Genomic DNA, 25,974 nt, shown 5'->3' on the forward strand with positions numbered 1-25,974 from the left:
GTCTCGCGTCCGAGTCGTCGAAGCGCATGCGACGAAGTCGCGAGTCTCGACGGCTCGGACGCGAGACACCAGGGGGCCGCGAACACGCCGCGCCGCAGGCGCGGCAAATCAGACACAGTTACCGACGCAGACCCAGGCGCTCGATCAGCGAACGGTAGCGGTGGATGTCCTTGTCGGCGAGGTACTTCGACAGGCGCTTGCGACGACCGATCAGCGCCATCAGGCCGTGGCGGGTGTGGTGGTCGTGCTTGTGCTTCTTCAGGTGCTCGGTGATGTCGGCGATCCGCTTGGACAGCAGCGCGATCTGCGCCTCCGGGGAACCGGTGTCCTTCTCGTGCACGCCGTACTCGGCGAGAATGGCCGACTTCTGCTCGGTGGTCAGCGCCATGGGGCATCCACTCCTATTTCTCAGTTCCGCGCTCGAGGATTCCGGTTACCCGGCCGGGTGCCACCGCGGACCGCAGCAAACCCGAGGAGCCACCTTACCCGACACCCCACGCCGAACCGAATCCGGTCAGGAGTCGGCGGCGGTGAGGACCTTGCGGGAGTTCTCGACGTCGCGGGCCATGGCCTCGAGAAGTTCGTCGATGGAATCGAATTTGCGCATACCGCGCAGATGCTCGACGAAATCCACCGCGACGTGCTGGCCGTAAAGATCGGCCTCACTGTCGAGCACATAGGCCTCGACGGTGCGGGCGCGCCCGGAGAAGGTGGGGTTGGTGCCGATCGAAATCGCGGCCATCGCGCGCTGCCCCGGCGTCACGGTGCCGATGGTCGGGCCGGGACCGAGCACGGTGAACCAGCCCGCGTAGACGCCGTCGGCCGGAATGGCGGCGTACATGGGCGGTGCGATATTCGCGGTCGGGAAGCCGAGCTCACGGCCGCGGCCGTCGCCGTGCACGACGACGCCCTCGACCCGATGCGGACGGCCCAGCGCCTCGGCGGCCGCGGCCATATCGCCCGCGTCGACGCAGGCGCGGATGTAGGTGGAGGAGAAGGTGACCGCGTGCTCGCCGAGCAGTTTCACGCCGTCGACCTCGAAGCCGAAGCGCTCACCCAGCTCACGCATGGTCTCGATGGTGCCCGCAGCCTTCTTGCCGAAGGTGAAGTTGTCACCGACCACGACCTCGGTCACATGTAGCCGCTCGACCAGCAGATCGTGTACGTAGCGGCCCGGCGTCAGCTTCATGAATTCTTGGGTGAAGGGCATGACGCAGAACACGTCGACGCCGAGTTCCTCGGCCAATTCCGCGCGCCGGGTCAGCGTGGTCAACTGCGCCGGATGCGAGCCGGGCCGCACGACTTCCATCGGGTGCGGGTCGAAGGTCATCAACACCGCCGGAACATCCCGCGCGGCAGCGGACTTCACGGCCCTGCTGATCAGCTGCGCGTGGCCGCGATGCACACCGTCGAATACGCCGATCGTGAGCACGCACCGCCCCCAGTCCGCGGGTACGTCATCGAGGCTCCGCCATCTCTGCACAATCCGCAGCCTACGCAAAACGAGGGGCGAACAGTATTCGGAGGTGTCGATCCGCACTCCGGCCCGAGTCCCGTGTGTACAGGGGGTGAATTGCGGGTTCAGCTGGGTGAGGAGTGTTCAAGTGTCTGAATGTGTGAATCGGGAGCCCAATGCATAAGCTCGAAGATGTGCCCGGTAAACGAGACATCGCAACCCGACGCGAGCTGGCCGACACCGCAGCGCAGCCGACCGAGACCACAGGCCCCCACGGCAGCACCGCGACGATTGCGCCGGAGCTCACCTCGGTCGCCCAGGACTATTTGAAAGTGATCTGGACCGCTCAGGAGTGGTCGCAGGAAAAGGTATCGACGAAACTGCTCGCCGAACGGATCGGTGTCTCGGCCTCCACCGTCTCCGAGGCGGTACGCAAGCTCGCCGATCAAGGCCTTGTCGAACACGCCCGGTACGGATCAATCACCCTCACCGAACACGGGCGTCGCGCGGCGGTCGCCATGGTGCGCAGGCATCGGCTGATCGAGACATTCCTGGTCAACGAACTCGGCTACGGCTGGGATGAGGTGCACGACGAGGCCGAGGTGCTCGAGCACGCGGTCTCGGAGTTGCTGATGGCCCGCATCGACGCGAAACTCGGCTATCCGGACCGGGATCCGCACGGCGATCCCATTCCCTCGGTCGACGGTGCGGTGCCGACGCCGCCCGCCCGCCAGCTCAGCGATTTCCGCGCGGACGAATCCGGCCATGTCGCACGGATTTCCGATGCCGATCCGGATATGCTGCGCTATTTCGATTCGGTCGGTATCGCGCTCGATACGCCGATCGTCGTGGTGGAACGCCGAGACTTCGCGGGCACCATCGCGATTCGCATCGGGGACCGCACCATCGATCTCGGCCGCCCTGCGGCCGAAGCCATCTGGCTCAGCGACTGACGATCGCGTGCCGGTGGTGACGATTCGTTGTCACCACCGCACGCCGCCGCGGCCACCGCGTCCGCGGCAAGAACAAACTCCGATACCCACCTATCGCATCGTCGGGCCGCGGAGTTAGCACAGGTCAAGCCCCATAGATATTTGGCGCGTCGAATCGGTCAGCGCGACAGGAAATTCAGCAGCGCACGGAATTCGGACGGCGACAGGTAGCCGTCCCCGTCTGTATCCGCCGCCGCAAGCAGCGATTCGGCGGGCTCGTCGATCAGCCCAGCACCGACGTGGCGGATCAGGGATTCGAGTTCTTCGACCGAGATCTTGCCGTCGCCGTTGCTATCGAAGACGGTGAAGGCCGCATCGGCATCGGTGACCTCGATACGGCCGCCGACCAGCGCGGCATCGAATTCGGCTCGGGAGACCAGGAAGTCGCCATTGGTATCGGCGGCGGCGACCATCCGCTCGACGGCCTCGTCATCGACTTCCAGTCCGAGCGAACGGATTCCGGTGACTATGTCCTCGACGGACACCAGACCGTCGCCGTCCCGGTCCCAGAGCTCGAACGTATCGACCGGTTGTCCACTCATTGCCCCACTGCCTTCGTCGCACTGTCTACCGCGCCCACTGTACGGATCGCCGTGCCAGTTGCCGCATAGCTACTGACAACCTCGCATAGGGCACAACCCTGCGCGAGGTAGTCAATAGCCATGCGACACCCGTCAGCCGGCGGCGGGCACGCGGTCGGTTGTGAAGGCAGTGCGCTTTTCGTGGGCGGCGGCTAGCCAGAAGAAGATCGGAGGGAGGGCGAATTCTATTGCGGTGAGGACGATTTGGAACCAGTGCGGCCAGCCGTAGACGGCGACCGAGATCAACCGGGCGACGCCGCTCAGTAGGAATATTCCGGCGAGCCAGCGCACCGCGGGTGCGGAGATCGGATTTTGGCGGGCTGCCCAGATCCAAGCGAGGCCGTAGCCGAGGAAGATGCCGCCGAAGAAGCGAGTCTGACTGTCGGCGGTGACGCCGGAGGAGCCCATATCGGGGATGCCGTCGATTCCGGCGGCCATGTGGAAGATGCCGATACCAACGATGACAACGCCCATCGCCATGGACAGCCATTTGAGTGCCGAGGTCATGAATTCCTCCCTTCACTAGTAGACGTATGTCTACTAAGCTCGACCCTACGACGCTTAGTAGACATACGTCAACTAAGCTTGCAGGGGTGACCCGCCGCCGCCTCGCCCCCGACGAACGCCGCCGACTGCTGCTGGACGCGGGCGCGAAACTGTTCGCCGAACGCGCCTACGATGCGGTGCTGATGGAGGATGTCGCGGCTGCCGCCGATGTTTCGCGCGCCCTGCTCTACCGCCACTTCCCGACCAAACGCGACCTCTTCGCGGGCGTCTACCAACTCGCCGCCGATCGCCTCCTGGTCGCCACGAAACTCGATACCGAAACACCGCTGCCCGAACAGCTCGCGGCCGGACTCGACGAGCACTTCGACTATTTCGAGGCCAATGCCAATACGGTGGTGGCCGCCAACCGCCTGCTCTCCGGCGATCCGACCATCCAGGCGATCATCTCGGGCGAACTCGGCGAACTCCGGATGCGTCTGCTCGACGTCATGGGCGTCGAAGGCCGAATCCGCGAGCTCACCTCATCGGTGCTGATGGGCTGGCTGACCTTCGTCCGGGTGCTATCGGTCGACTGGCTGGAAAACCGCACCTGCACCCGCGACGAACTCCGCGATATCTGCGTCGGCGCGCTGCTCGGCGCGCTGGAACCGCTTGGCGCGGTTAAAGATTCGACGGACGCACGACCATGACCGAGGCGGCGCGCTTACCGCTCTCCTGCAGTAGCGCGATCGCACGTCCGGACGGGTCGATGGCGGCATAGACACCGGATATGCCGACCGGCTCGAGCCAGCGACCGTTGCGCAGATCGTCGGCCTGCTTGTCATCGATCTCGCGGTGCGGGAACGCGGTTCGAATGGCGTCGTCGATATCCAGACTCAACGGCGCGTTTTCGGATTCGGCCAATTCGTCGAGGGTTCTGGCGTGTTCGAGGGTGAACGGGCCGACCCTGGTGCGGCGCAAGGCGGTCAGATGGCCGCCGACGCCGAGTGCGGCGCCCAGATCGCGCGCCAGGGCGCGAATGTAGGTGCCGGACGAACATTCGACGACCACATCCAGATCGACGAATTCCGAAATATCGCGGCGGGCGAGGATATCGAAGCGCAAGACGGTGACCGGGCGAGCGGCGAGCTGCACGTCCTCACCGGCCCGGTGCCGGGCATAGGCGCGTTCGCCGTTCACCTTGATGGCGCTGACCGTGGCAGGCACCTGCTCGATATCGCCGGTCAGTTTCGCAGTGTGCGTGGCGATTTCGGCATCGGTGAGATGGGTCGCCGACGCGGTCGAGAGCACTTCGCCCTCGGCATCGTCGGTGGTGGTGGCCTGGCCGAGACGAATGGTCGCGGTGTACGCCTTGGTGGTCAGCGTGAGCAGGCCGAGCAGTTTGGTGGCGCGTTCGGCACCGAGCACCAGCACGCCGGTGGCCATCGGATCCAGCGTCCCGGCATGCCCGATCTTCTTGGTGCGCAATAGTTTTCGACATTTCGCGACGACGTCGTGGCTGGTCCAGCCGCCGTCCTTGTCGACGATCAGCAGACCGCCGAGTGCGTCGATCCGGGCGTCGGGCATCAGTCGTGCACGATCGCGGTCAGGATGAGTCCGTCGCCGATCATCCAGCGGCCGTCGAAGGAAATCAGCGGCGCGCCACCGTCGGTGACCTGTCCCGGCACCAGGATCTGGCTGTGGAAAGTACCCGAACCCGCGCCGTCGGAACTCTCATCGATGGTGAAAGTGATGTGGGCGTCCTCGAAGCCGAGCCAGCGCGCGGTCAATGGCCACCACGCCTTGTAGGTGGCTTCCTTCGCGCAGAACAGCAAGCGGTCCAGGTGCAGACCGGAACCGTCGACCCGCGCCAACCAGTCCCGCTCGGGGGGCAGGCTCACCGAATCCAGCACGCCCTCGGGGAGCGTGCCGTGTGGTTCGGCGTCGATGCCGATCGAGCGGAACCGCAGTTTGTGGCCCAAGGCCGCCGCCCGGTAGCCGTCACAGTGCGTCAGGCTGCCGACGATGCCGCGCGGCCATACCGGTGCACCCCGCTCGCCCTTGCCGATCGCGACCGGAGTCTCACCCAGTTCCACCAGCGCCAGCCGGGCGCAGTGCCGAGCACCGATGAAGTCCCGGCGGCGCTTCTCCACCGACTTCTCGATGAGGTGCGCCTCGGCCGGATGCGGCTGCAGATCCTCGGGATACTCCAGAAGCTCTGCCGAAGCCACGCCAGCGGGAAGAATTTTCTCGATCAGCTCCTCCGCCTCCCCGAACCTTCAGGCCAGACTCGTCTGCCACGCAAGCAGCGTCGGCGTCCGGCGGTCAGGGGGCAGGCACATTTGCCCGTACCCGACGAGTTACCCATGTACACACCAAATCAGTAGTTGCGCCGCGAATCAAATTTGCCGCCGCGATGCCGGACAGAGGTCAAACGCCGCGGCGACGCTCGGCTTTTGCGCGCATCTCGGCTGCTGCGGCCTCCATCTCGGGGGTGACCTTGAAGTGGCCGCCCCATTTGTTCAGCGAACCCGGCGGGTAGTCGGGGGTCGGGAGGATTTGGCGCAGCAACTGGTCGGGCAGTCCGCGACGCTGCCATTCGCGCGGGTAGCCGAGCGACACCTCTTCGAAGCGCACGCCGTCGTAGTAGGAGGTGCGCGGGATGTGCAGGTGGCCGTAGACCGAGCAGACGACGTTGTAGCTGGTGTGCCAGTCGGCGGTCAGATCGGTGCCGCACCAGAGGGCGAATTCCGGGTACCACAGCACCTCGGTGGGCTGGCGGACCAGCGGGAAGTGGTTGATCATCACGATCGGCGTCTCGGGTGGCAGCGCGTCCAGCTTCCGCTTGGTGACCTGCACTCGGGCGTGGCACCAGGCATCACGGGTCAGATACGGATCCGGCGACAGCAGGAATTCGTCGGTGGCCACCACATTGCGTTCCCGGGCCAGGGCGAGGCCCTCGGCCTTCGTCTTGGTGCCCTTCGGCAGGAACGAGTAGTCGTACAGCACGAACATCGGAACCAGCGTCACCTGACCGCCGTACTGTTCGGACCCCGCGCCGGTCCACACCGGGAACGGATCCTCCGGTGTGATGACATCGAGGTCCCGGCAGATCGACACCAGGTAGTCGTAGCGCGCGACACCGTGCATCTGCACCGGATCCTTCGCCGTGGTCCACAATTCGTGGTTGCCCGGCACCCAGATCACCTTGGCGAACCGGCCGCGCAGCAGCTCCAGCGCCCAGCGGATATCGTCGGACTTCTCCCCGACGTCACCGGCCACGATGAGCCAGTCCTCGGGCGAATCCGCCCGAATCTGCTCGACGACCGGACGATTCCCCTGGTGCCCGACGTGAATGTCGCTCACCGCCATCAACTTGGGTATCACCACACCTACATTGGCATATCCGCGGGAGTTATCGCCGTTCGGCTCGATGATCATGGGCGATACCGGTTCGAGTCCGCCCGCTAACGGCCGCGTTCGTAGGGCCGGTCCGGAGCCTCGATCCGCTGGTAGCCGATGATGAGGAGAGTGGGCGTGTGATCTGGATCCCGCTGAGCACTACCGGTTTCGACGACACCCCTGACCTCGAGCCAGGCATCGTCCTCGATCGCCTCCGGCATCCCCGACAGGTGTACGAGTACATACCGGGCATCAGCGACACAGCAGGTGATGACCACTCGCGCGAGATCCGCATCAGGCGTGTCCGGATGCTGCTGCTCCAGATCCTTGGGCCGAATAATGAACCCACTGATCGTGACCTCACGACCGTCCAGCGAGTGACTGGAGTCCTGAAGCGCCCGATCCACCAGATCCACAATCGGCAACCGCGGTGCCCGCTCGGCCGGCAGCGGCGGAAAGGCCCAGAGCTTCGGCTGCTCCGCGGCGATGTCGCGCGGGACGACTTGGACGGGCGAACTGGTTACCGCCGCGCCCGCGCCCAGTGCGGGTGGTGCGATGATCAAGAGCGCGGCGACCGGGGCCAGCAACAACCATTGCGCGCGGCCCGAACCGTGGTCGTGGTCGTGATCGTTGGCGTGTTCGTCGGATGTGCTGCCGGGGCGGATGTCTCGGAAGACTGCTACCAGGGCGAGCAGGATGAAGCCGATGCTGCTGATCAGCAGGAAGGGGTACAGGCTCGGTTTTACATAGCGTAGGTAGGTGCCGTCGAGGGTTATCCAGAGCACTGCGCTGCCGATGAGGAGCAACAAGAGGTTTTGTGTTCCTCGTTTCATCGAGCACCTCCCAGGAAGATGTATCCGGCGATCGTGCCGCAGGCCACGGCGACGGCGAAGGTCATGGGGGCGAAGCGCATTGCGAAGCGGCGGCCGAAGCTGCCTGCCTGCATGGCGAAGAGCTTCACGTCGACGGCGGGGCCGACGACCAGGAATACCAGCCGCGGCAGCAGGGGCAGCGTCGACATGCTCGCCGCGACGAATGCATCGGCCTCCGAACACAGCGCGAGCACGATCGCCAGCACCGCCATGATCAGGATCGCGACCACCATTTGCCCGGCCAACCGCTCGTACCAGGTGGGCGGAACCAGTACATGCAACGCGGCGGCGGCCGCGGCGCCGAGTACCAGAAATGCGCTGGCCTGCAAGAGATCGTGGCGGGCGGCCTCGGTGAAGACCTCCCACCGGGTCCGCCCCGTCACGCAGCGGTCGCGTCCGGTGCCACGCGGCAGCAGCCAGGCCGGGCGTCCGATTCGCGACCAGATCAGCCCCATCACCACCGCGGTGGCCAGTGAACCGGTGAACCGCGCCGCCACCATCCCGGGCTCGCCGGGAAATGCCACCGCCGTGGCGATCAACACCACCGGGTTGATCGCGGGGGCCGACAGCATGAAGGCCAAGGCCACCGATCCGGGCGCCCCCTGATCGGTCAGCCGTCGCGCCACCGGCACGACACCGCATTCACAGCCGGGCAGCGCCATCCCGGCCAACCCGGCGACGCCGATCGCGGCAGGTTCGTTGCGCGGCAACACCTTTCGCAGCACCGCAGGTGAGACGAAGGCCGCGATACCACCACTCACCAGCACCCCGAGCGCCAGAAACGGCACCGCCTGCACGAAGACACCCGCGAAGATCGTCACCGCGGTCTGCAATCGCGCGGACGCACCCACCGCACGAACCAGCGGCGCCTGCAGAACCAGGCCGAGGGCGATCAGCGCGGCGAGCACATATGTCGAGGACACCCGCGTCCGTACCGAATTCACAGCGTTCTGTGCGAGCACGTTCCCATCCTGCCTTGTGCTGTCGCCAAATCCCGCTTGCGGGCGATCACCCCGGCATTGCGTCGAGCCATTCGGCGCGCAACCTCGCAGGTCCGCCCATAACCCCAGCGCAGGGTATACGAATCGGGAATCCACCCACCAATGGACGGCGCGGCCGCACACAGCACGATCGAGGTCCCCACACTCCGGCCGCAAATAGTCTGCATCTCGGGATCGACGGCACGCGGACCGATCTCGCTATCCGAGCCAGCGGATCCGCGCAGCCGGTACGAAACCCGCAGCGACAGTGAGCTTTCCGTTCGTTTCGCGGCGGCAGGATGCGATGGCGATATGACATGGTCGCGGGATATCGGGCGGGATCCGGACACCGCCGTCGATTTCGTACCGCATATTGGTGACCTTCCAGGAGCGGGCCTCGGGGTCGTCCGGGGTGCTCGGCGGTTGGTCGGTTCGCACGACGGCCATGACTTCGGTGACGCCGATGGGCCAGGTGAAGACGAGTAGCCCCGCCGCTTCGGCCAGTCCGGTCACGGTCGGAATACCACTCGGCGACGGATCGTCCTGCGGTTGTTCCTGTCTGCCTTGCGGTTTCGCGACCTGGCCGGTATCGGATCGGGCGATCTCGGAGTATCTGCCCGCGACAGCGGCGGCCACCGCGTACACCGGCTGCCCGACAGCGGGTGCGCCACCGTCCTCGAGTTCGGTCGCCTGTGTGCGGCCGACCACACGCCACGATCCGTCCGGCTGCAACCTGGTCACCCGGTAGGCGACGTTATCCGTCGACGTCGGCGACCACACCACGAGCACCGACCCATTCGTCAATCGGGTGGCCTCGACGCGCTGCGGAGCCTCGATCGGCGACTCCGCGAGCGCAGCGGCCGCACCGGTGTGATCGGCGCATACCTCGACCGCGGCGAGCAGCCCGCGCACCCTGACATCGGCCGGTCCCGCTTGTGCCTCGGCGACGAGCCGGTCCGCCTCGGCAATGGCCACTCGGGCCTCGGCGAGCAACTGGTCGATACCAGGCACCTGATTCGGTGGCAGCAGATCGGATGCGTTGCGGCGCACCTGTTCCAGATGCGGCAACGCCTCGACATACCGCTTTGCCGCACACGCGACCGTGGCATCACGCCAGTGGGCCTGCGCCTCGTTCAGCACCCGGTCGACCTCATCGGATACCGAACGGATCGGAGTAAGCCCTTCCCCGTCGGGTCCGACCAGCCGGTGCGCCTCCTCGACATGCCGCGCGGCTTCCTGTGGGCGACCCCCGCGTAGCGCCGCCCGGGCGGCCTTGAGCGGTGCTTCCCAAAGTCTGGGTGCGGGCGGTCGCGATATGGGCCGCGGTGGCGCGATGGTCGGCGAATTGGCTACTCGCGCACCGAGTTCCGCGGCGATCTCGGTGAGCACCCGGGTGGCGTCGGCCCGATCCAGACCCAACCGCATCGCCTCGTCGAGTAGATACTGGAAGTCGTCGCCGACGAGTTCGTCCTCGACCAGCACCGCCGCCCTGACCTTCGGCCGCAATTCCTTGGCGACATCCTCGGCCACCGCCCGCAGATACTCCCGCAGCGGCGCCTCGCCCGATTCGAGCACGTCATGGATGTGAATCAGCAACTCGTCCAACACAACTCGGATGCGACCGGGCGGCAGCTCCCGGGACCGCGCGCGCAATGCATCGGCGCGCAGTCGAATCTCCTGGGTCTGGCCGGCCTTCGCCGGATCCACCCGGAGCAGCGCGAACAGTGTCGGCGTCGGCTCACCGTCGATGAGCCGTTCCCATTCGCTGAGCAACTGCCGAATCTGTTGTCTGCGTTGGTCGGTGAGCACACCGGCGGGCGCGGGGGCATCCTCGACGACGCGATGCCTGCGCAATCGAGTCGCGACCTCGGCGGCACTGAGCCCGCCCATCGCACCGATCTCCTCCAGCCCAGGGACCTTCCCGGCCGGAACCCCGCCGTGACGCTGCACCAATCGCGAGATCGCCGCGTCGAGCATCTCGTAGCGGTCCGCATCCCGGCGCTCGCGCATCTCCTTGATCCGCGCCGCTTCCGCCCGGCGGACCGCCGAATCCAGCAGTACGCGAGACAGCTTCGGATGCGCGTCGACCAACAGCCCAACCAGCACCCGGTATTTCGGATGGTCGCGCTGGCGCTGCCAGAAACCCCAGACCTCCTCCACCCGGGCGGCGATCTCGGCATCGCTCAGCGACTCCGCCTCGTCCAGCGGAATGTCGTAGAGCTCGAACGGATCCGACTCCTCGAGCCCGCCGCGGCGCTCGACATCGGCGAGCACCCGCTTGCGGTAGTCGTTCGGATCGAACGCCTGCATGGTCACGGCTCAGCTGTCGCGGCGGCGTGTGCGCTGGACCTGATCGAGTTCGCGCGCCACATCCGATTGCGACAGGGTCGCGCCGGTCTGCGCGGTCAGGACCAACGGAATATCGGCGTCGACATGATGGCAGGTGACGCGCAGGACGCCGTCGAAGCCCATCTCGAAGGTCACCCGCACCTCGCTGCCCTCGGGATAGCCCGCGGGGATGCCGCGAATGCGCCCTTCCACCAGCACCTTCGTATCCTCGGGGCGCGCGGATGCCGCCTGGCCCTGCTGCTCCACGATGGTCAGCGCGATTTCGTCCTGATCGGCTCGCACGGTGCCGAAGGAACGACGCACCTTCACCGGCAGCGTCGAATTGCGATGCACCAACCAGGTCGCCGCCAGCCCGTACTGATAGTCGAGCGCGAGCACACCGAAACCGCGCGAAACAACGGTATCGACCTGGATTTCGAGCATCCGGCGCACCAGCCCGACCGGTTGTCCGAAGGAGGCAGCGACGCGGGCGATCGATTGATCCAGATCGGCCGGTACGGCGTCCTCGATATTCGCGCCGTCGCGCAGTCGGCCACGTGTAGTGAGGTCGGCGAGGACGAGACGTTCCATCTCCAGCTTTTCGCCGTAGAGCGCCGCGCCGCGCGCCACCGAGAGGTCGGGATCGCGCAGTTCACCGGTGAGGCCGAGTTCCTTGCGCAGTTCGCGCTCCACCATCGGCATGCGCGAGGAGCCCCCGACGAGCAGCAGACGGTCGAGGGATGCGACGCCGCGCTTGCTCGCCGCAGTCACGCAGTCGCGGGACAGGTCGATGGTGCGGCGCATGAGCGAGGCAGTCATCGCGTCGACTTCGGCGCGCGTCAGCGGGATCACCGCGCGGGCGCCGTCGTGCGCTATCACCACATCGGTGTGCTCGGCATCGGTCAGTTCGCGCTTGGCGCGTTCGGCGGCCAGCACCAGCATCTGCGAACCCGCCGAATCGTCCAGCGGGTCTTCGGCATCCGGATTCGCCTCACAGAACTTCTGCGAAAGGTACAGCGCGATGCGCTCATCCCAGTCGGCGCCGCCGAGTTGGTGATCGCCCTCGACCGCGAGCACCGAAATGCGGCGGTCGGCGAGTTCGATGACGGTGGCGTCGAACGTGCCGCCGCCCAGGTCGTAGACGAGAACCGTCTCGCGCGGGCCCGGCATGCCGACGTCGGTGTTGGATTCGCGGTGCTCCCGATGCCCTCCGTGGGCCCGCCCGTCACCCACCGCCACCCTCAACGGACGGCCTTCGGCCGACTCTGCCTGTCCGGGCGCTACCGCCTCCGGGCCCGTCGCTCGCACCGCGGGGCTGCCGTCGAGTCTGCCGAAACCGTAGGACAATGCCGCGGCGATCGGCTCGGAGAGAACGCCCGCCACATCGAAGCCCGCATACGTGCCCGCCTGGATGGTCGCACGCCGCTCCTCGTCACCGAAGTAGGCGGGCACGGTAATGACCGCGCGTTTCACCGGTGCGCCACCGCTGAACTCGGCATCCGCGGCAAGGCTTTTCAGGATCAGCGCCGAAACCGCGGGCGCGGACCAGGTTTGCCCGTGCGCGGAGAAACGCCAGTCCGTATCGCCCATCCGCCGCTTCACCAGCGCGCACACATGCTCCGGATCGAGCCGAGCCTGCCGCCTTGCACCCTCGCCCACCAGATGATCGAATGCCGACGCGAACAAAACGACCGAAGGCACGGTCGCCTCGCCGTTCAACCCGATCATGACTTCGGGCCGACCATCGGCGTCTATCCGCGCGATCGCCGAATTCGTCGTACCAAGGTCGATGCCGTAGACCCCCATGAGACGCGATGGTAGCAGCCACATCCGACACCAGCCCAGTTCCCAACTGTGGATCCCGATGCCGCCCAAAACAATCGCTGCAACCGAACAATCTCGCGTTAAAGTGCGATCATGACCGACCCCGCCGCGCCGCACCCCGAGGACCCCACCGCCCCCGCCGCGCCGCAGGTAGAGGCCCCGACCGCAGCACAGGCCAGTCCTCTCACGCCACCGCTCGAAAACCTCACCAACTCAACCGCACCGCAGACTGGTCACCCCGCCAAATCCCGCACTCCGTGGGCCGAGACCACCCCGGCGACACCACCGTCTGGTCGCCTCACTCACCCAGCCGCAGCACAGGCCGAGACCCCCACCGACCACGCAACACGGGCCGGTCACACCGCCAATCCCCTTATGCCACAGGTGGAGGCCCTGAACGCGCCGCAGACCGATTTCCCTGTCGACTCCCACCCACCACAGCTCGAATCCACCGACTCACCCGCCCACCTGGCGGAACGCATCGAAGACCTCACCCGAGTAATCGCCCGCCAAGCCACCACCATCGACCGCTTGGCCGACGAATCCAAGGCCCGCGACCGCCGCGACCGCGCAGGCGCCGACCTCCCGCTCGTCCTGGAACTCTTCGCCCTGCACACCGACACCACCGCCTGCGCCGCCACCGCCGAATCCCCGCGCGAGCGAACAGCATTCGAAGCTGTCGCCACCCGCATCGAACGCCTCATCGTCGGCCGCGGCGGCACACTCGTCACCCCGCGCCCCGATGACGCCTTCGACTCCCTCACCATGGAAGCGGCGGATGTCGCGAAGACAGACGAGCCCGCATTGGACCGCACGGTGGAATCGGTCGTCCGAACCGGGCTGACGGTCTCCGGCCGCTCGGTGCGTCCGGCAGGAGTGGTCGTCCGCCGACACCACTGACAACCCGCCACCCGCCGCAAACAAGTTCGCCCGGCAGGGTCATCGCCCCCGACACCGCTGACGACGCGCCACCCGCCGCACACGAACTCACCCGGCAGGTGAGTTGTCCGCCGACACCACCGACGACCCGTTGCCGCCGCAAACAAGTTCGCCGAGCAGGAGTGGTGCTGACATCACCGACAACCCGCTAGCCGGGCACGTTCACTCGGCGAAAATATGCGCGGATGCGAAACCGTGCGCGGCGCACCCTGCTAAGCACTCACACGCGGGATTTCCGTACCGATTCGCGCCCAACGGCCGGATTCTGCGCGCCAGACTACGGCGACGAGACGTAGGAGCATGAAGGCTACGAGGCCGGTCCAGATGCCGGCTATGCCCCAATTGAAGATGAGGGAGAGCCAGATGGCGGGGAGAAAACCGAGGAGGGCGGCGGCGAGAGTGGTGTTGCGGAGGTAGGCGGCGTCGCCCGCGCCGAGGAGGACGCCGTCCAGTGCGAAGACGATGCCTGCGATCGGGATGATGGCGACGAAGAACCACCAGGCGACGTGAGTGCGGTCGAGGACGGCCGGATCGTCGGTGAAGAGTTCGGGGATGACGGTCGCGCCTGCCGCGAAGGCCGCAGCAAGGACCAGCGCGAATCCACCCGACCAGCGGGTGATGCGGCGCGCCAGACCGCGCGCTCCGGTGGCGTCGCCCGCGCCGAGTGCCGCACCGACCAGGGTTTGGGCGGCGATGGCGAGCGAATCCAGGGTCAGGGCAAGGAAATTCCAGAGCTGCAGGACCAGTTGGTGTGCGGCCACCGATGCCGCACCGAACCGGGAGGCGACAGCCGCCGCCGACACGAAGCTGGCTTGGAAGGCGAGACTGCGGGCGATCAGATCACGACCGAGTACCAGCTGTGCCCGCATCACCGACCAGTGCGGCGCCAGCGGAACACGGGCGCGCACCAGCGCGGTCAGGAACAACCCGGCCGTCACGGACTGGCCCGCCGCATTCGCGACCGCCGAACCCGCCAACTCCAGCCGCGGCGCACCCAGCAACCCGTGCACCAGAGTCGGGCACAGCACCCCCGAAACCAGTAGTCCCGCAACAACGAACAGCAGTGGCCTGCGCGTCTCCTGCACCCCGCGCAACCACCCGTTACCCGCCATCGCGATCAGAATCAGCGGCACTCCGAACAACGCGATCCGTACCCAGACCAACGCCTCCCCCGCAATATCCCCACCACCCGCGATCACATTCGTCAGCGGAACCGCAATCGCCTGCCCCACAACAAGAACCAGCATCCCGACGATCACGGCGACCCAGGTCGCCTGCACCCCTTCCCCGATCGCACCGCGCTCATCCCCCGCCCCATGCCGCCGCGCCGCCCGCGCCGTGGTCCCATACGACAGGAACGTCAGCTGCGAACTGACCTGCGCCAGAATCAATCCGCCGACCGCAAGCCCGGCCAATGCCAACGCCCCCAGCCGCCCCACCACAGCCAGGTCGAAGAGCAGATAGATGGGCTCGGCCACCAGCACACCCAAGGTCGGCAAGGCGAGTCCGAGAATCCGTCGCGGCCCCACCGCGCCGATCGGATTCGACGCGACCCCGCTGACTTCCGAACTCACCCGAGTTCGGCCAACAGCGCCGCGACGACCGATTCGGACGTGCCATTAGTGGTGTATCCAGCCGCGAACCGATGGCCCCCACCGCCCAAAGACGTTGCGACAGTGGCCACATCGACACCATCCTGCGCCCCGGGCGCACTGTCGCGCGACCGCAGCGACACCGTCCACCGATCCGGAATCGTGCGCGATTCCTTGAACACCGCGGCAACCCCGGCCTCGGAAGTGGTGCGGACTATATCGACCACACTCTCCACCTCTTCCGAGCGCACACCATCGACATCCTCGCGCCGCACAATGGCGTACACCAGCCCGGTTCCACCACCGGCCTGCGGCTCCAACCGAGCCGAGCCGAGCACCCGCGACAGCATCGGCAACCAGCCGAACGGATGCGTATCCATCAGCGAACGCGTGATTTCGGCGCCGTCGATGCCGGTGGCCAGCAGCCGCTCGGCCAGGTGATGGGTGCCGGGGCGCACCCAGCGGAAGGATCCGGTATCGGTGACCAATCCGGCGTAAAGGCAATGTGCCACTTCGGCATCGATCGGCTCCTGCCAAGAATCGAGCAGCCGCGCGATCAGACTCGTCGTCGATTCCGCACTCGCATCGATCACATTGATCGTCCCGAACCGGGTATTGGAGCGGTGATGATCGAACACCAAAGTCGTTCGGGCCCCGGCCAATCGATCGGCGAGCGCACCCAGCCGACCGGCACTGCCACAGTCCACGGAAACCAGCAGATCCACCTCGGCGGGTACATCGGCGGGCGGCACCAGATGGTGCACACCGGGCAGCGTCCGCATCGTTGCGGGCAGTTCGGCGGGCTCGGCGAACGATACCCACACCGGGACACCGCGCCGGTACAACACCAATGCCAAGGCGAGCCCGCTGCCGATGGTGTCGGCATCGGGCTGCACGTGACACAGGATGGTGACCGAACGCGCCGCGTTCAATGCGGCAAGGGCCGGTCCGAAATCGACCGCATCGACAGCGACCCCCCTACCCGGGTCGACGGGCATCGTCGTCATGGTCTACCGCACGTCACTCGTCGGATTCGCGTTCGACCTTGTACGGGTCGGCTTCGCCGGCGTGGGTGGCGGTGGCCGCCACCTTCGCGACGGCGTCATCGGCGGCCCGTGCCCTGGCCAGCAGCTCTTCCATATCCCGTGCCGCGTCGGGCACCTTGTCCAGCACGAACGCCAGCGTCGGGGTGAATTTCACGCCGGTGCCCGCGCCCACCTTCGAGCGCAGCACACCCTTCGCCTTCTCCAGACCGGCGGCCGCGGCCGCGTAATCCGGTTCCACGTCGAGGGTTTCGCCCATCACCGTGTAGTACACCGTCGCCTCGCGCAGATCGCCGGTGACCTTCGCATCGGTCACGGTCACGAAATTCAGACGCGGATCCTTCACCTCGTATTCGATCGCGGTCGCCACGATCGCGGAAATCCGCTTGGCGAGTCGGCGTGCCCTGGCTTGATCCACCATGGCTGAACCCTCCTCACTTGCTGTGTTCATTTTGCGGCGGGACCGGGGCCCTGCGTGGTTACGCAGCTACCGCCTCCGGGCCCGTCGTTCCCGCCGCGGCTCAGTCTTCGGGTCCGAAGATCCTGCGGCGCACTGCCAGCAACTCTAACTCCGGACGAGCCGCGACGTGACGCTCACATTTGTCGAGTACCTCGGTCAGGTGATCCATACCGGAACTGACCATGGCGACTCCGAGCAATGAGCGACGGTGGCGGTCTTGTTCCCCACCCTCGGCGGCACTCACGCCGAAACGCTGCAATTCGGCCAGCACGGGCCGGATCACCGAACGCTTCTGCTTCAGCGAGTGCACATCTCCGAGCAGGATGTCGAACTCCAGTGCACCCAGGTACACCCAAGCCTCCTGTATCGGTGCCTACGAAAGATTGTCTCGGTGGTCCGGTCCAGCGCTGGTGGCCGGACCGGACTACCGACGAACAAATCAGTCGCGCGGCTTCTCGCGCAGCTCGTAGGCCTCGATCACGTCGCCTTCCTTGATGTCGTTGTAGGTCAACGTCATACCGCATTCGAAGCCCTCGCGGACCTCGGTGACGTCGTCCTTCTCCCGCTTCAAGGTGGAGATCGTGACCGTCTCGGCGACCACCATGTTGTCGCGGAGCAGGCGCGCCTTGGCGTTGCGCTTGACCGAACCCGAGGTGACCATGCAACCGGCGATATTGCCGACCTTCGACGAACGGAAGATCGCGCGGATCTCCGCCCGGCCCAGCTCGACCTCTTCGTAGATCGGCTTGAGCATGCCCTTGAGGGCCTTCTCGATTTCGTCGATGGCCTGGTAGATCACCGAGTAGTACCGGATGTCCACACCTTCGCGGTTGGCCAGCTCGGTCGCCTTGCCCTCGGCCCGGACGTTGAACCCGATGATGATCGCGTTCGACGCCGACGCCAGGTTGACATTGGTCTCGGTGACGCCACCGACACCGCGGTCGATGACCCGCAGGCGCACCTCGTCGTCGATCTGGATACCGAGCAGCGCCTCCTCGAGGGCCTCGACGGTACCGGAGTTGTCGCCCTTGAGGATCAGGTTGAGCTCCGAAGTCTCCTTCAGCGCGGCATCCAGATCTTCCAGGCTGATCCGCTTGCGGCTGCGCGCGGCCAGTGCGTTGCGCTTGCGCGCATTGCGACGGTCGGCGATCTGGCGAGCGATCCGGTCCTCGTCGACGACGAGCAGGTTGTCACCGGCGCCCGGCACCGACGTGAAGCCGATGACCTGGACCGGCCGCGACGGCAGCGCCGCGACGACATCGTCGCCGTGCTCGTCGACCATGCGGCGAACGCGACCGTAGGCGTCGCCCGCCACGATCGAATCACCGACGCGCAGCGTGCCGCGCTGGATGAGCACGGTCGCCACCGGGCCTCGGCCGCGGTCGAGGTGCGCCTCGATGGCGACACCCTGTGCGTCCATGTCCGGGTTGGCCCGCAGATCCAGCGCCGCGTCCGCGGTCAGCAGGACCGCCTCGAGCAGTTGCTCGATATTGGTCCCCTGCTTGGCGGAGATGTCGACGAACATGGTGTCGCCACCGTATTCCTCGGCAACCAGGTTGTATTCGGTCAGCTGCTGCCGGATCTTGTCCGGGTTCGCGCCTTCCTTGTCGATCTTGTTGACCGCGACCACGATCGGCACATCGGCCGCCTGCGCGTGGTTGATGGCCTCCACCGTCTGCGGCATGACGCCGTCGTCGGCGGCGACCACCAGGATCGCGATATCGGTGGCCTTCGCACCACGGGCACGCATGGCGGTGAACGCCTCGTGACCCGGGGTGTCGATGAAGGTGATGAGCCGATCGTTATCGCCCAGATGGGTGAGCACCTGGTAGGCGCCGATGTGCTGGGTGATGCCACCGGCCTCGCCCTCACGGACGTTGGCCTTACGGATGGTGTCGAGCAGTCGGGTTTTACCGTGGTCGACGTGACCCATGACGGTCACCACCGGCGGACGCTGTTCGAGGTCTTCCTCGCCGCCCTCGTCCTCACCGTAGGTCAGGTCGAACGATTCCAGCAGCTCACGGTCCTCGTCCTCGGGGCTGACCACGTGCACGACGTAGTTCATCTCGCTGCCGAGCAGCTCGAGGGTCTCGTCGTTCACCGACTGGGTCGCGGTGACCATCTCACCGAGGTTGAACAGGGCTTGTACCAAGGCGGCCGGGTTCGCATCGATCTTCTCCGCGAAGTCCGACAGCGAAGCGCCGCGGGCGAGACGGATGATCTCACCGTTACCGCGCGGCAGCCGCACGCCACCGATGGCCGGGGCTTGCATGCTTTCGTACTCGGCGCGCTTCGCCCGCTTCGACTTACGGCCACGACGCGGGGCGCCACCGGGACGACCGAACGCACCGGCCGCACCGCCACGGCCACCGGGACCACCCGGACGACCGCCGCCACCGCCACCCGGACGACCGCGGAAACCACCGGCCGCGGGAGCACCGGCGCCTGCACCGGGCGCACCCGTGCCACCGCCACCACCGCCGCCGCGGTAGCCACCGCCACCGCCGCCGCCACCGGGACGACCGCCGCCGCCACCCGGGCCACCGCCCGGACGACCCGGACGACCTGCACCGGCGCCGCCGCCCGGACCCGGACGGGCCGAACGTGCGGGCATGGCACCCGGATTCGGGCGCGGCGGCATCGAACCGGGGCTCGGACGCGGCCCACCGGGACGCGGACCACCCTGGCCGGGAGACGGACGCCGCTCGCCCTGGCTACCACCCGGACGGGGACCACTCTGGGCCGGACCCGGACGCGGTCCCTGGCCGGGACCCGGACGCGGTCCACCCTGGCTCGGGGCCGGACGCGGCGCGGGACGCTCACGATCGGGTGCGGACGAGAAGGGGTTGTTGCCGACGCGCGGAGTCTTCGGACCCGGCTTGGGGCCGGCTCCCGGACCACCCGGACGCGGACCACCGTGCGCCGGAGCACCGGGACGCTGCTGCTGACCGGGACGTGCGCCACCCGGGGTCGGGCGAGGGCCGCTCTGCGCCGGAGTACTCGGCGCCGGGGTGGCCTCCGCGGCCGGAGCCGCCGGGGTCTCCTGGACCGGAGCGGTCTCCCGGGCGGCGGGCTTGGCCGGACCGGGACGTGCGGCCGGACCGGGACGCACAGCGTCGGACGGACGCGCGGCCGGAGCCGCCGTCTCACGGGCGGCCGGAGCCGCCGGGGTCGCTGCCTGCGCGGGCGCAGGAGCCGGGGTACGTGGGCCCGGACGCGGACCGCCACCTGCGGCGGGCTTCGCGGACGGGGTGCTCGATGCGGGACCGGGCCGGGACCCGGACTTCGCTGTGCCGTTGGTCGGCGCGGACTTCCCCGCCACCGACTCGCGCAGTCGACGTGCGACAGGTGCTTCCACCGTCGAGGACGCCGACTTCACGAACTCGCCCTGCTCCTTGAGCCTTGCGAGTAGTTCTTTGCTCGTGACACCGAGTTCTTTGGCCAACTCGTGCACGCGGGCCTTGCCTGCCACTGCTCTCCTCACTGAGAGGTCGAGCAGTGCCTCCGCCTAGGGGTGGCGGGCCCGCACGACCTCGGGTTATCTCCGATGGACGTTCATCGTTGGTGCTTCACGGTGTGCTCATGAGTGCTCGTGCCTGTTCTCGAGGTACTTCTCCAGGGCTGAGATATCCAGTTTTCCGGACACTCGTAGTGCTCTGCCGAATGCTCGGCGTCGTTCTGCGGTGCGCAAACAAACCGAAACGGGGTGCAGCCAGGCACCCCGTCCGGGAAGTCTGCGCCGCGGATCGGGAACTATCGCAACAACCTCGGAACCGTCACCGGTTTCACAGTCCTGCGCCACGATCCGCAACAGATCGACGGCCAACTCGCGCTTTCGGCACCCGATGCACGTCCGCATCGGAGCCGCTCGACGTCGGTGCGCCGGGGTCAGCTCGGTGATGCTTTCGGGCAAAGAAACCGAAGGCTCGCGTTGAACCTGAGACCACTCTACCGCTGTCCCGCTCGGAACACCGAACCCCGCCCCTTCGGAAGTTACGAACATGTCATCCGGCGGGCTCGATTCGCGGGAATCGATCAACTCCGATGCGCCTCCGTCCGCACACTGCCGCTGCCCGCATCCGGGGTGGCATCGCTGCGGATATCGATCCGCCAACCGGTCAGACGGGCCGCCAACCTGGCGTTCTGCCCTTCCTTGCCGATGGCGAGCGAGAGCTGGAAGTCGGGGACGACCACGCGTGCGGCGCGGGCCTCGGGATCCACGATCGTGACCGAGACAACTTTCGACGGCGACAGCGCATTCCCGACGAAGGTCGCCGGATCATCGGCGTAATCGATGATGTCGATCTTCTCCCCCGCCAGTTCGCTCATCACATTGCGCACGCGCTGACCCATCGGGCCGATACACGCGCCCTTGGCATTGACGCCGGGCACGGTAGTGCGCACCGCGATCTTGGAGCGGTGTCCGGCCTCGCGGGCCACCGCGACGATCTCCACCGAACCGTCGGCGATCTCGGGCACCTCGAGCGCGAACAGTCGGCGCACCAGATTCGGATGGGTGCGAGAGAGGGTGATCTGCGGGCCGCGCGGGCCGCGGGAGACACCGACGACGTAGCACTTGATCCGGTCGCCGTGCTCATAGCTCTCGCCGGGCACCTGCTCGGCGGGCGGGATCAGTCCCTCGGTGCCGTGCAGTTCGCTGCCGATACGCACCACGATGGTGCCGCGGGCATTGGCCCGGGCATCGCGCTGCACCACGCCGCCGACGATGTCGCCCTCATGGGTGGAGAATTCGCCGAAGGACTTCTCGTTCTCGGCATCGCGCAGCCGCTGCAGCACCACCTGGCGCGCGGTGGTCGCCGCGATCCGGCCGAAACCCTCTGGGGTGTCGTCCCATTCGGAGATCACATTGCCGTCGGCGTCGAGTTCGCGCGCCATCACCCGGACCACGCCGGTCTTCTGGTTGATATCGATGCGCGCGTTGGGCTGATGGCCCTCGGTATGGCGGTAGGCCGTGAGCAGTGCCGACTCGATCGCGGAGATCACGGTCTCGATCGAGATCCCTTTATCGGCGACAATCGCGCGCAGGGCTTCGATTTCGATGTTCATTCCACGATCCCTTCGGTCGGCGAATCGGACGCTGTGTTGTTTCGAGCGACCTGCGAGCAGTCGCTAGCGGCTACAGATCCTGTCGGTTCATTTGGTACATCGGTTGTTCCTCGGACATCGGCGGTGGGGTCCACCGCTTCCTCTTGCCCCGGCCGCGGACGACCGGGCGCGACTCCGCCCGCGAGTTCCAGTTCCCGCGCGCCGGGCGGGTTGAATTCCACCTGGACGACGGCCTCGGCGATATCGGCCAGCGGAATCGTCACCCGGTGCGGCTTGTTCTTCCCGCCGAGCACCAGCGCCACCGTGTCATCGGTGAGAACACCGACCCTGGCCTCGAACTTGTCCGATGACTTCGGATCCGGCGACGGCGCGCCGGTGCGTAGCTTGATCCGCACCTTGCGTCCTCGGGCGCGGCGCCAGTGGCGGTCGGCCGTGAGCGGGCGGTCGATGCCGGGGCTGGTCACCTCGAGCAGATAGGGCGTCTCGCCGAAATCGCCCGCATTGTCGAGGGCCTCGGAGAGTTCCGTACTCAGTCCGGCAATGGCATCGAGATCGGAAGCGGCATCGCTGTCGACGATGACCTGCACCCGAGCCTGGGCATCCACATGCTTGCCCGCCGTCGAGATATCGACACCCTCGAGGTCGAATCCTCGGCGCTCGACGAGCCCAGCAACGAGCTGGCTCACCCTTTCCTCGGTCGGCATGGGCATGTGGGGCGGCTCCTGGTTCAGTTGTCAGACGGCGGGAAATTTCTCTACCGGAGATCTAGCGTAACGCGCCTCGAGAGTGTAAAGGACCAGCGGCCTCGAGCAAGTTTCCTGGCCACGCGCCCGCAATACAGCGCGCCGGGCCTCGCACCGACCGCACGGTCGACGCTCGGTCGGCCGTGCCGCGCGAATCTGGCACGATGGTGCCGTGCCAATCCGCCTCCCCGCCCCGCCGCGCGCCGGGTGCACTTCCGGCATCCCCGTCGACCGGCATCAATCCCAGCACGGCAGCGCCGGTGTCGGTCGCACCGGAATCGTCGACCGCCGCACCGCATTGCGGCTGGCCGGCGGCACGACCGTGGGTGTGCTAGCCGTCGGCGCGGTGGCCGGATGTACGGACAAGACGGTGTATCAGCCGGATCCGCTTGCCGCACAAGAGAACCTGGCGCGCGCCGACGCAGCGGCCGCGACGGCGGCGATCGCGGTGACGCCGCAGCGGCATGCCGCATTGACCGCGATCGCGGACGAACGCACCGCACACGCGGATGCGCTGCGTGCCGAAATCAACCGTGTGATCGGCGTTTACGGTGACGGCACCACTCCGACGCACCGTACCCGCGAAGTCTCCCCGTCCCCTTCCGGCACTTCCCCCGCGGCATCGGGCGGACCCGGATCCCCCACCACGCCGCCGAGCATCGACGAGTTGCGCACCCGGCTGGCCAAGTCGCAGCAGTCCGCGGGTGATCTCGCCCGCACCCAATCCGGTTATCGGGCAGGACTATTGGCCTCGATCAGCGCATCGTGCGCGGCGCAGGCGGGGGTGTTGCTGGCATGATTCGTGCCGCCTCGACCTACCTCGCACGCCATGCCGAGCGCACCGCTCAACTGATCCGGACAGGGACGCGCACATGACCGAAGCCGAACGCCAAGCCCTGCTCGACGCGTTGCGCGCCGAATACGCGGCGGTGTACGCCTACGGCGTGATCGCGGCCTACGCCGCCGCCGAGCGAGTCCGCTTGGTCGCGCAGGACACCGCCACCCACCGTGCCCGCCGCGACACCACCATCGATGCGTTGAAGGCGTCCGGAGTCGCGGTGCCGCCACCGGACGCGGCCTACACCACGCCGTTCCCGGTGAACGATCCGATTCCGGCGGCGAATTTGGCCGTCACGGTGGAAACCGACACCGCCGTAGCCTGGCGCGCGGTCGTCGAGAACGGCAGCTCCGAATCGATCCGCCGGACGGGTGTCGACGCTCTCACCGAATGCGCGCTGCGCCTGGCCACCTGGCAAGCGATCCTGGGCGCCAATCCGCCGACGGTCGCCTTCCCAGGCAAGGTCTGACCGCGCGCCGCGCACGGATTCGTCAGCGAATTCGTGCGCGGCGGGTGCGGGTGGCTACGGGCGCATTTCGTAGGTGCCGTCGTAGGCGGCGACTTCGGCCCAGACCCGGTCGAAGCGGGGACGGTCGGTGACCGGCGGGCGCAGGGCGGAGGCGGCCCAGGCCTGCTGGTCGGGGGTGGCGGAGGGCTTGCCGTAGAGGGTGGTGGCGTGGCCGTTGAAGTCGCGGATCTGGAAGTCGAAGATCTGCTCGATGATGTCGCGGTCCAGGCCGGTGACAGCGGCCTGCTCCAGGATCAGCTGGCTGTAGACCACCAGGGAGAACAGGTGGCCGATGGTCAGCATGAAGTCAAGATCCTTCTGCTGATCGGCATCGGGAGCTGCCGCGGTCAGCAGGGTGCGCAAGGCCTGGGCCTGCTCGTAGAAGCGCGCGACATTCGGCAGATCGGCGTGCTTTTCGTACACCGGAGTCCAGTCGGCGAACTGTACCTTGCCCGCGCCACGAGCCGGGCCCTGCCGGAAGAAGAACTCGTCGTCGGCCGCATCGGCACGGGTGCCGATCTCCGGGTAGTCCTTCGGGTTGAACAGGTAATTCGGCATGAACTTCAGGATCTGGCCGACATTGACGTGCACCGTGCCCTCGAGCCGGGGCAACGTCCCGATATAGCGGGAGACCTGCGCGAAATAGGTGTTCTTCTCGAATCCCTTGGCGGCGAGCACATCCAGCAGCAGCGTCATGACCGTCTCGCCCTCGGAGGTCACCTTGGACTTGGTCATCGGATTGAACAGCAGGTAGCGGCGGTCCTCCAGGCCGGCGCTGCGGAAATAGTCGACGGCGCGGTCGCTGAACAGCTTCATCGCGACGATGCGCGCATACGCATCCACGAAATTCGTTCGCACATGCGGGAATTCGGTGACGGGCCGGCCGTAGAGGATGCGGTTGTTGGAATGCGTGATGGCCTCGTAGAACGAGTGCTCGACCATACCGATGCTGCCGTGGCACAGGTTGAACTTGCCGACATTGACGGTGTTGAGCGCGGCGGAGAAGGCCTCGGGACCGGTGGACAGGATGTCGGCTGCGGTTACCGGGTAGTCGTGCAGCGCGAAGGTGCTGACATACAGCTGACCGTGGATGACGTTGTCGATGAGTTCGTAGTTGTCGTGGCGGCTGTCCGCGGCGAACCACACATAGCCATCCGCGCCCTCGATATCGGCGCGGCGGGAGAACACCGAGACCATCGATGCGACATTGCCGTTGCCGATGTAGTACTTGGTGCCATTGGCGCGGAACAGGATGCCGGCCTCGGCATCCGCACTGCCCGGCTCGGTCGGCGTCAGGATCAGGTCGGTGTTGTAGATGTCGGCACCGTGATCGCGCTCGGACAGACCGAATGCCATCACCTGGCCGTCGGCGAGATCGGCGGCCGCGCGCTTCTTGGCGTCCTCGTTGTCGCTCTGCCAGATCGGGCCGAGGCCGAGGATGGTGACCTGCTCGGCGTACCAGTACGCGAGACCGTAGAAGCCGAAGATCTCCGACAGCGCCGCATTGCGCGCACCGTCCCACCGCCGGTTCACGTCACCGTCGGCGTAGGCGGCCGGGGTCAGGAAGGTCGCGAACAGGCGCTCCTTCTTGACGAACTCGAGGAAGTCCGACACCCAGACCGCATCCGCGTCATCGGCCAGCAGCTGCCGCTTGCCCCGCGACTCGAACCACTCGATGGTGGCCTTGAGCAGCCGCCGTGTCTCGGCGTCGAACTGCTTCGGGTCATAGCTGGCGGGGTTGAACAACAACGCGTCGGTGCTCGTCATGCCGCTAACTTACCAGCGGGTAACAGCAGTAAGAAGCGGGTCCGGGATTACCGCGCGCCACGAATCGTGCCTACGGAACCGTAGGTCCGGACGAAT

25 protein-coding genes are annotated in these 25,974 nt (G+C 66.9%); 5 read left to right on the plus strand and 20 right to left on the minus strand.

Translation table 11 applies throughout. The features are described 5' to 3' along the window. Positions 1-118: 118 nt before the first annotated feature. Together rpsO and ACZ60G_RS28930 are read right to left on the minus strand one after the other, a co-directional pair. Complete coding sequence (gene rpsO / locus ACZ60G_RS28925; RefSeq protein WP_327100954.1) at positions 119-388, minus strand: 30S ribosomal protein S15; 270 nt, start codon at positions 386-388, stop codon at positions 119-121. A 126-nt stretch (positions 389-514) separates the two neighbouring features. Continuing rightward, on the minus strand, positions 515-1,483 hold the full coding sequence (locus ACZ60G_RS28930) for a bifunctional riboflavin kinase/FAD synthetase (protein ID WP_465813857.1): 969 nt from the start codon (positions 1,481-1,483) through the stop codon (positions 515-517). A 149-nt stretch (positions 1,484-1,632) separates the two neighbouring features. Here ACZ60G_RS28930 and ACZ60G_RS28935 point away from each other — a divergent pair, with 149 nt between their 5' ends. Further along, the gene (locus ACZ60G_RS28935; protein WP_040692983.1) at positions 1,633-2,409 is read left to right on the plus strand and encodes a metal-dependent transcriptional regulator; all 777 of its coding nucleotides are present in this window, start codon (positions 1,633-1,635) and stop codon (positions 2,407-2,409) included. 158 nt (positions 2,410-2,567) lie between these two features. On the opposite strand, the gene ACZ60G_RS28940 is transcribed toward ACZ60G_RS28935, so the two are convergent. Beyond that, positions 2,568-2,990 carry an EF-hand domain-containing protein gene (locus ACZ60G_RS28940; protein ID WP_465813859.1) on the minus strand — a complete coding sequence of 141 codons (423 nt, stop codon included), beginning with the start codon at positions 2,988-2,990 and terminating at the stop codon, positions 2,568-2,570. Positions 2,991-3,122: 132 nt separating this feature from the next. Further along, positions 3,123-3,536 (minus strand): DUF4345 domain-containing protein, encoded by a 414-nt coding sequence (locus ACZ60G_RS28945; RefSeq protein WP_465813861.1) that lies wholly within the window; start codon positions 3,534-3,536, stop codon positions 3,123-3,125. A gap of 86 nt (positions 3,537-3,622) precedes the next feature. On the opposite strand from ACZ60G_RS28945, the gene ACZ60G_RS28950 reads away from it, so the two are divergent. Then, positions 3,623-4,225 carry a TetR/AcrR family transcriptional regulator gene (locus ACZ60G_RS28950; protein ID WP_465813863.1) on the plus strand — a complete coding sequence of 201 codons (603 nt, stop codon included), beginning with the start codon at positions 3,623-3,625 and terminating at the stop codon, positions 4,223-4,225. Here the strand turns inward: ACZ60G_RS28950 and truB are convergent. From truB to ACZ60G_RS28985, 7 genes are all read right to left on the minus strand, one after another. Then, positions 4,197-5,102 (minus strand): tRNA pseudouridine(55) synthase TruB, encoded by a 906-nt coding sequence (truB, locus tag ACZ60G_RS28955; protein ID WP_465813865.1) that lies wholly within the window; start codon positions 5,100-5,102, stop codon positions 4,197-4,199. The genes ACZ60G_RS28950 and truB overlap by 29 nt on opposite strands. After that, the gene (gene npt / locus ACZ60G_RS28960) at positions 5,102-5,773 is read right to left on the minus strand and encodes a 4'-phosphopantetheinyl transferase Npt (RefSeq protein ID WP_063044514.1); all 672 of its coding nucleotides are present in this window, start codon (positions 5,771-5,773) and stop codon (positions 5,102-5,104) included. Before npt ends, truB begins: the two co-directional genes overlap by 1 nt. A 172-nt stretch (positions 5,774-5,945) precedes the next feature. Further along, positions 5,946-6,902, minus strand: coding sequence for a metallophosphoesterase family protein (locus tag ACZ60G_RS28965; RefSeq protein WP_433527410.1), 957 nt, complete (start codon positions 6,900-6,902; stop codon positions 5,946-5,948). An 80-nt stretch (positions 6,903-6,982) separates the two neighbouring features. Further along, the gene (locus ACZ60G_RS28970) at positions 6,983-7,750 is read right to left on the minus strand and encodes a TIGR03943 family putative permease subunit (protein ID WP_465813867.1); all 768 of its coding nucleotides are present in this window, start codon (positions 7,748-7,750) and stop codon (positions 6,983-6,985) included. Then, positions 7,747-8,751, minus strand: coding sequence for a permease (locus ACZ60G_RS28975; protein ID WP_465813869.1), 1,005 nt, complete (start codon positions 8,749-8,751; stop codon positions 7,747-7,749). The genes ACZ60G_RS28970 and ACZ60G_RS28975 overlap by 4 nt, the downstream gene beginning before the upstream one ends. Before the next feature lie 237 nt (positions 8,752-8,988). Then, positions 8,989-11,079, minus strand: coding sequence for an Ig-like domain repeat protein (locus ACZ60G_RS28980; RefSeq protein WP_465814162.1), 2,091 nt, complete (start codon positions 11,077-11,079; stop codon positions 8,989-8,991). A gap of 9 nt (positions 11,080-11,088) precedes the next feature. Further along, positions 11,089-12,903 carry an Hsp70 family protein gene (locus ACZ60G_RS28985; RefSeq protein ID WP_465814164.1) on the minus strand — a complete coding sequence of 605 codons (1,815 nt, stop codon included), beginning with the start codon at positions 12,901-12,903 and terminating at the stop codon, positions 11,089-11,091. A 111-nt stretch (positions 12,904-13,014) separates the two neighbouring features. Between ACZ60G_RS28985 and ACZ60G_RS28990 the strand changes: the two genes are divergently transcribed. Further along, the gene (locus tag ACZ60G_RS28990; RefSeq protein WP_465813871.1) at positions 13,015-13,821 is read left to right on the plus strand and encodes a hypothetical protein; all 807 of its coding nucleotides are present in this window, start codon (positions 13,015-13,017) and stop codon (positions 13,819-13,821) included. A gap of 251 nt (positions 13,822-14,072) precedes the next feature. Here ACZ60G_RS28990 and ACZ60G_RS28995 read toward each other — a convergent pair whose 3' ends face one another. The 8 genes from ACZ60G_RS28995 to rimP all read right to left on the minus strand — a co-directional run bounded on the left by ACZ60G_RS28995 (position 14,073) and on the right by rimP (position 22,732). Then, the gene (locus tag ACZ60G_RS28995) at positions 14,073-15,434 is read right to left on the minus strand and encodes an MATE family efflux transporter (protein WP_465813872.1); all 1,362 of its coding nucleotides are present in this window, start codon (positions 15,432-15,434) and stop codon (positions 14,073-14,075) included. After that, positions 15,431-16,450, minus strand: coding sequence for a DHH family phosphoesterase (locus ACZ60G_RS29000; protein WP_465813873.1), 1,020 nt, complete (start codon positions 16,448-16,450; stop codon positions 15,431-15,433). The genes ACZ60G_RS28995 and ACZ60G_RS29000 overlap by 4 nt, the downstream gene beginning before the upstream one ends. 22 nt (positions 16,451-16,472) lie before the next feature. Next, complete coding sequence (rbfA, locus tag ACZ60G_RS29005; RefSeq protein ID WP_364341538.1) at positions 16,473-16,916, minus strand: 30S ribosome-binding factor RbfA; 444 nt, start codon at positions 16,914-16,916, stop codon at positions 16,473-16,475. 100 nt (positions 16,917-17,016) lie between these two features. After that, positions 17,017-17,307 (minus strand): DUF503 domain-containing protein, encoded by a 291-nt coding sequence (locus tag ACZ60G_RS29010; protein ID WP_040693064.1) that lies wholly within the window; start codon positions 17,305-17,307, stop codon positions 17,017-17,019. An 87-nt stretch (positions 17,308-17,394) separates the two neighbouring features. After that, entirely contained in the window at positions 17,395-20,427 is a 3,033-nt protein-coding gene (infB, locus tag ACZ60G_RS29015; RefSeq protein WP_465813876.1) for a translation initiation factor IF-2, read from the minus strand. Positions 20,428-20,535: 108 nt separating this feature from the next. Beyond that, positions 20,536-20,814, minus strand: coding sequence for a YlxR family protein (locus tag ACZ60G_RS29020; RefSeq protein ID WP_433631088.1), 279 nt, complete (start codon positions 20,812-20,814; stop codon positions 20,536-20,538). Between the two features lie 176 nt (positions 20,815-20,990). Beyond that, entirely contained in the window at positions 20,991-22,022 is a 1,032-nt protein-coding gene (gene nusA, locus ACZ60G_RS29025) for a transcription termination factor NusA (protein ID WP_465813878.1), read from the minus strand. Further along, complete coding sequence (rimP, locus tag ACZ60G_RS29030) at positions 22,019-22,732, minus strand: ribosome maturation factor RimP (RefSeq protein WP_465813879.1); 714 nt, start codon at positions 22,730-22,732, stop codon at positions 22,019-22,021. The genes nusA and rimP overlap by 4 nt, the downstream gene beginning before the upstream one ends. A 205-nt stretch (positions 22,733-22,937) precedes the next feature. On the opposite strand from rimP, the gene ACZ60G_RS29035 reads away from it, so the two are divergent. Next, positions 22,938-23,564 carry a hypothetical protein gene (locus tag ACZ60G_RS29035; RefSeq protein WP_465813881.1) on the plus strand — a complete coding sequence of 209 codons (627 nt, stop codon included), beginning with the start codon at positions 22,938-22,940 and terminating at the stop codon, positions 23,562-23,564. Positions 23,565-23,637: 73 nt separating this feature from the next. Beyond that, positions 23,638-24,072 carry a ferritin-like domain-containing protein gene (locus ACZ60G_RS29040; protein WP_465813883.1) on the plus strand — a complete coding sequence of 145 codons (435 nt, stop codon included), beginning with the start codon at positions 23,638-23,640 and terminating at the stop codon, positions 24,070-24,072. Positions 24,073-24,126: 54 nt separating this feature from the next. Here the strand turns inward: ACZ60G_RS29040 and ACZ60G_RS29045 are convergent, their stop codons facing one another. Further along, positions 24,127-25,878, minus strand: coding sequence for an acyl-CoA dehydrogenase family protein (locus ACZ60G_RS29045; protein WP_465813885.1), 1,752 nt, complete (start codon positions 25,876-25,878; stop codon positions 24,127-24,129). Positions 25,879-25,974 lie beyond the last annotated feature (96 nt).

The organism is Nocardia sp. NPDC102475, from assembly GCF_055584605.1.

Bases quoted from the DNA above. Each gene is read 5' to 3' on its own strand.
- rpsO (WP_327100954.1), bottom strand. From the start codon at position 388: ATGGCGCTGACCACCGAGCAGAAGTCGGCCATTCTCGCCGAGTACGGC.
- ACZ60G_RS28935 (WP_040692983.1), top strand. From the start codon at position 1,633: ATGCATAAGCTCGAAGATGTGCCCGGTAAACGAGACATCGCAACCCGA.
- ACZ60G_RS28940 (WP_465813859.1), bottom strand. From the start codon at position 2,990: ATGAGTGGACAACCGGTCGATACGTTCGAGCTCTGGGACCGGGACGGC.
- ACZ60G_RS28945 (WP_465813861.1), bottom strand. From the start codon at position 3,536: ATGACCTCGGCACTCAAATGGCTGTCCATGGCGATGGGCGTTGTCATC.
- truB (WP_465813865.1), bottom strand. From the start codon at position 5,102: ATGCCCGACGCCCGGATCGACGCACTCGGCGGTCTGCTGATCGTCGAC.
- ACZ60G_RS28970 (WP_465813867.1), bottom strand. From the start codon at position 7,750: ATGAAACGAGGAACACAAAACCTCTTGTTGCTCCTCATCGGCAGCGCA.
- ACZ60G_RS28980 (WP_465814162.1), bottom strand. From the start codon at position 11,079: ATGCAGGCGTTCGATCCGAACGACTACCGCAAGCGGGTGCTCGCCGAT.
- ACZ60G_RS28985 (WP_465814164.1), bottom strand. From the start codon at position 12,903: ATGGGGGTCTACGGCATCGACCTTGGTACGACGAATTCGGCGATCGCG.
- ACZ60G_RS28990 (WP_465813871.1), top strand. From the start codon at position 13,015: ATGACCGACCCCGCCGCGCCGCACCCCGAGGACCCCACCGCCCCCGCC.
- ACZ60G_RS29000 (WP_465813873.1), bottom strand. From the start codon at position 16,450: ATGCCCGTCGACCCGGGTAGGGGGGTCGCTGTCGATGCGGTCGATTTC.
- rbfA (WP_364341538.1), bottom strand. From the start codon at position 16,916: ATGGTGGATCAAGCCAGGGCACGCCGACTCGCCAAGCGGATTTCCGCG.
- ACZ60G_RS29020 (WP_433631088.1), bottom strand. From the start codon at position 20,814: ATGCGGACGTGCATCGGGTGCCGAAAGCGCGAGTTGGCCGTCGATCTG.
- nusA (WP_465813878.1), bottom strand. From the start codon at position 22,022: ATGAACATCGAAATCGAAGCCCTGCGCGCGATTGTCGCCGATAAAGGG.
- rimP (WP_465813879.1), bottom strand. From the start codon at position 22,732: ATGCCCATGCCGACCGAGGAAAGGGTGAGCCAGCTCGTTGCTGGGCTC.
- ACZ60G_RS29040 (WP_465813883.1), top strand. From the start codon at position 23,638: ATGACCGAAGCCGAACGCCAAGCCCTGCTCGACGCGTTGCGCGCCGAA.
- ACZ60G_RS29045 (WP_465813885.1), bottom strand. From the start codon at position 25,878: ATGACGAGCACCGACGCGTTGTTGTTCAACCCCGCCAGCTATGACCCG.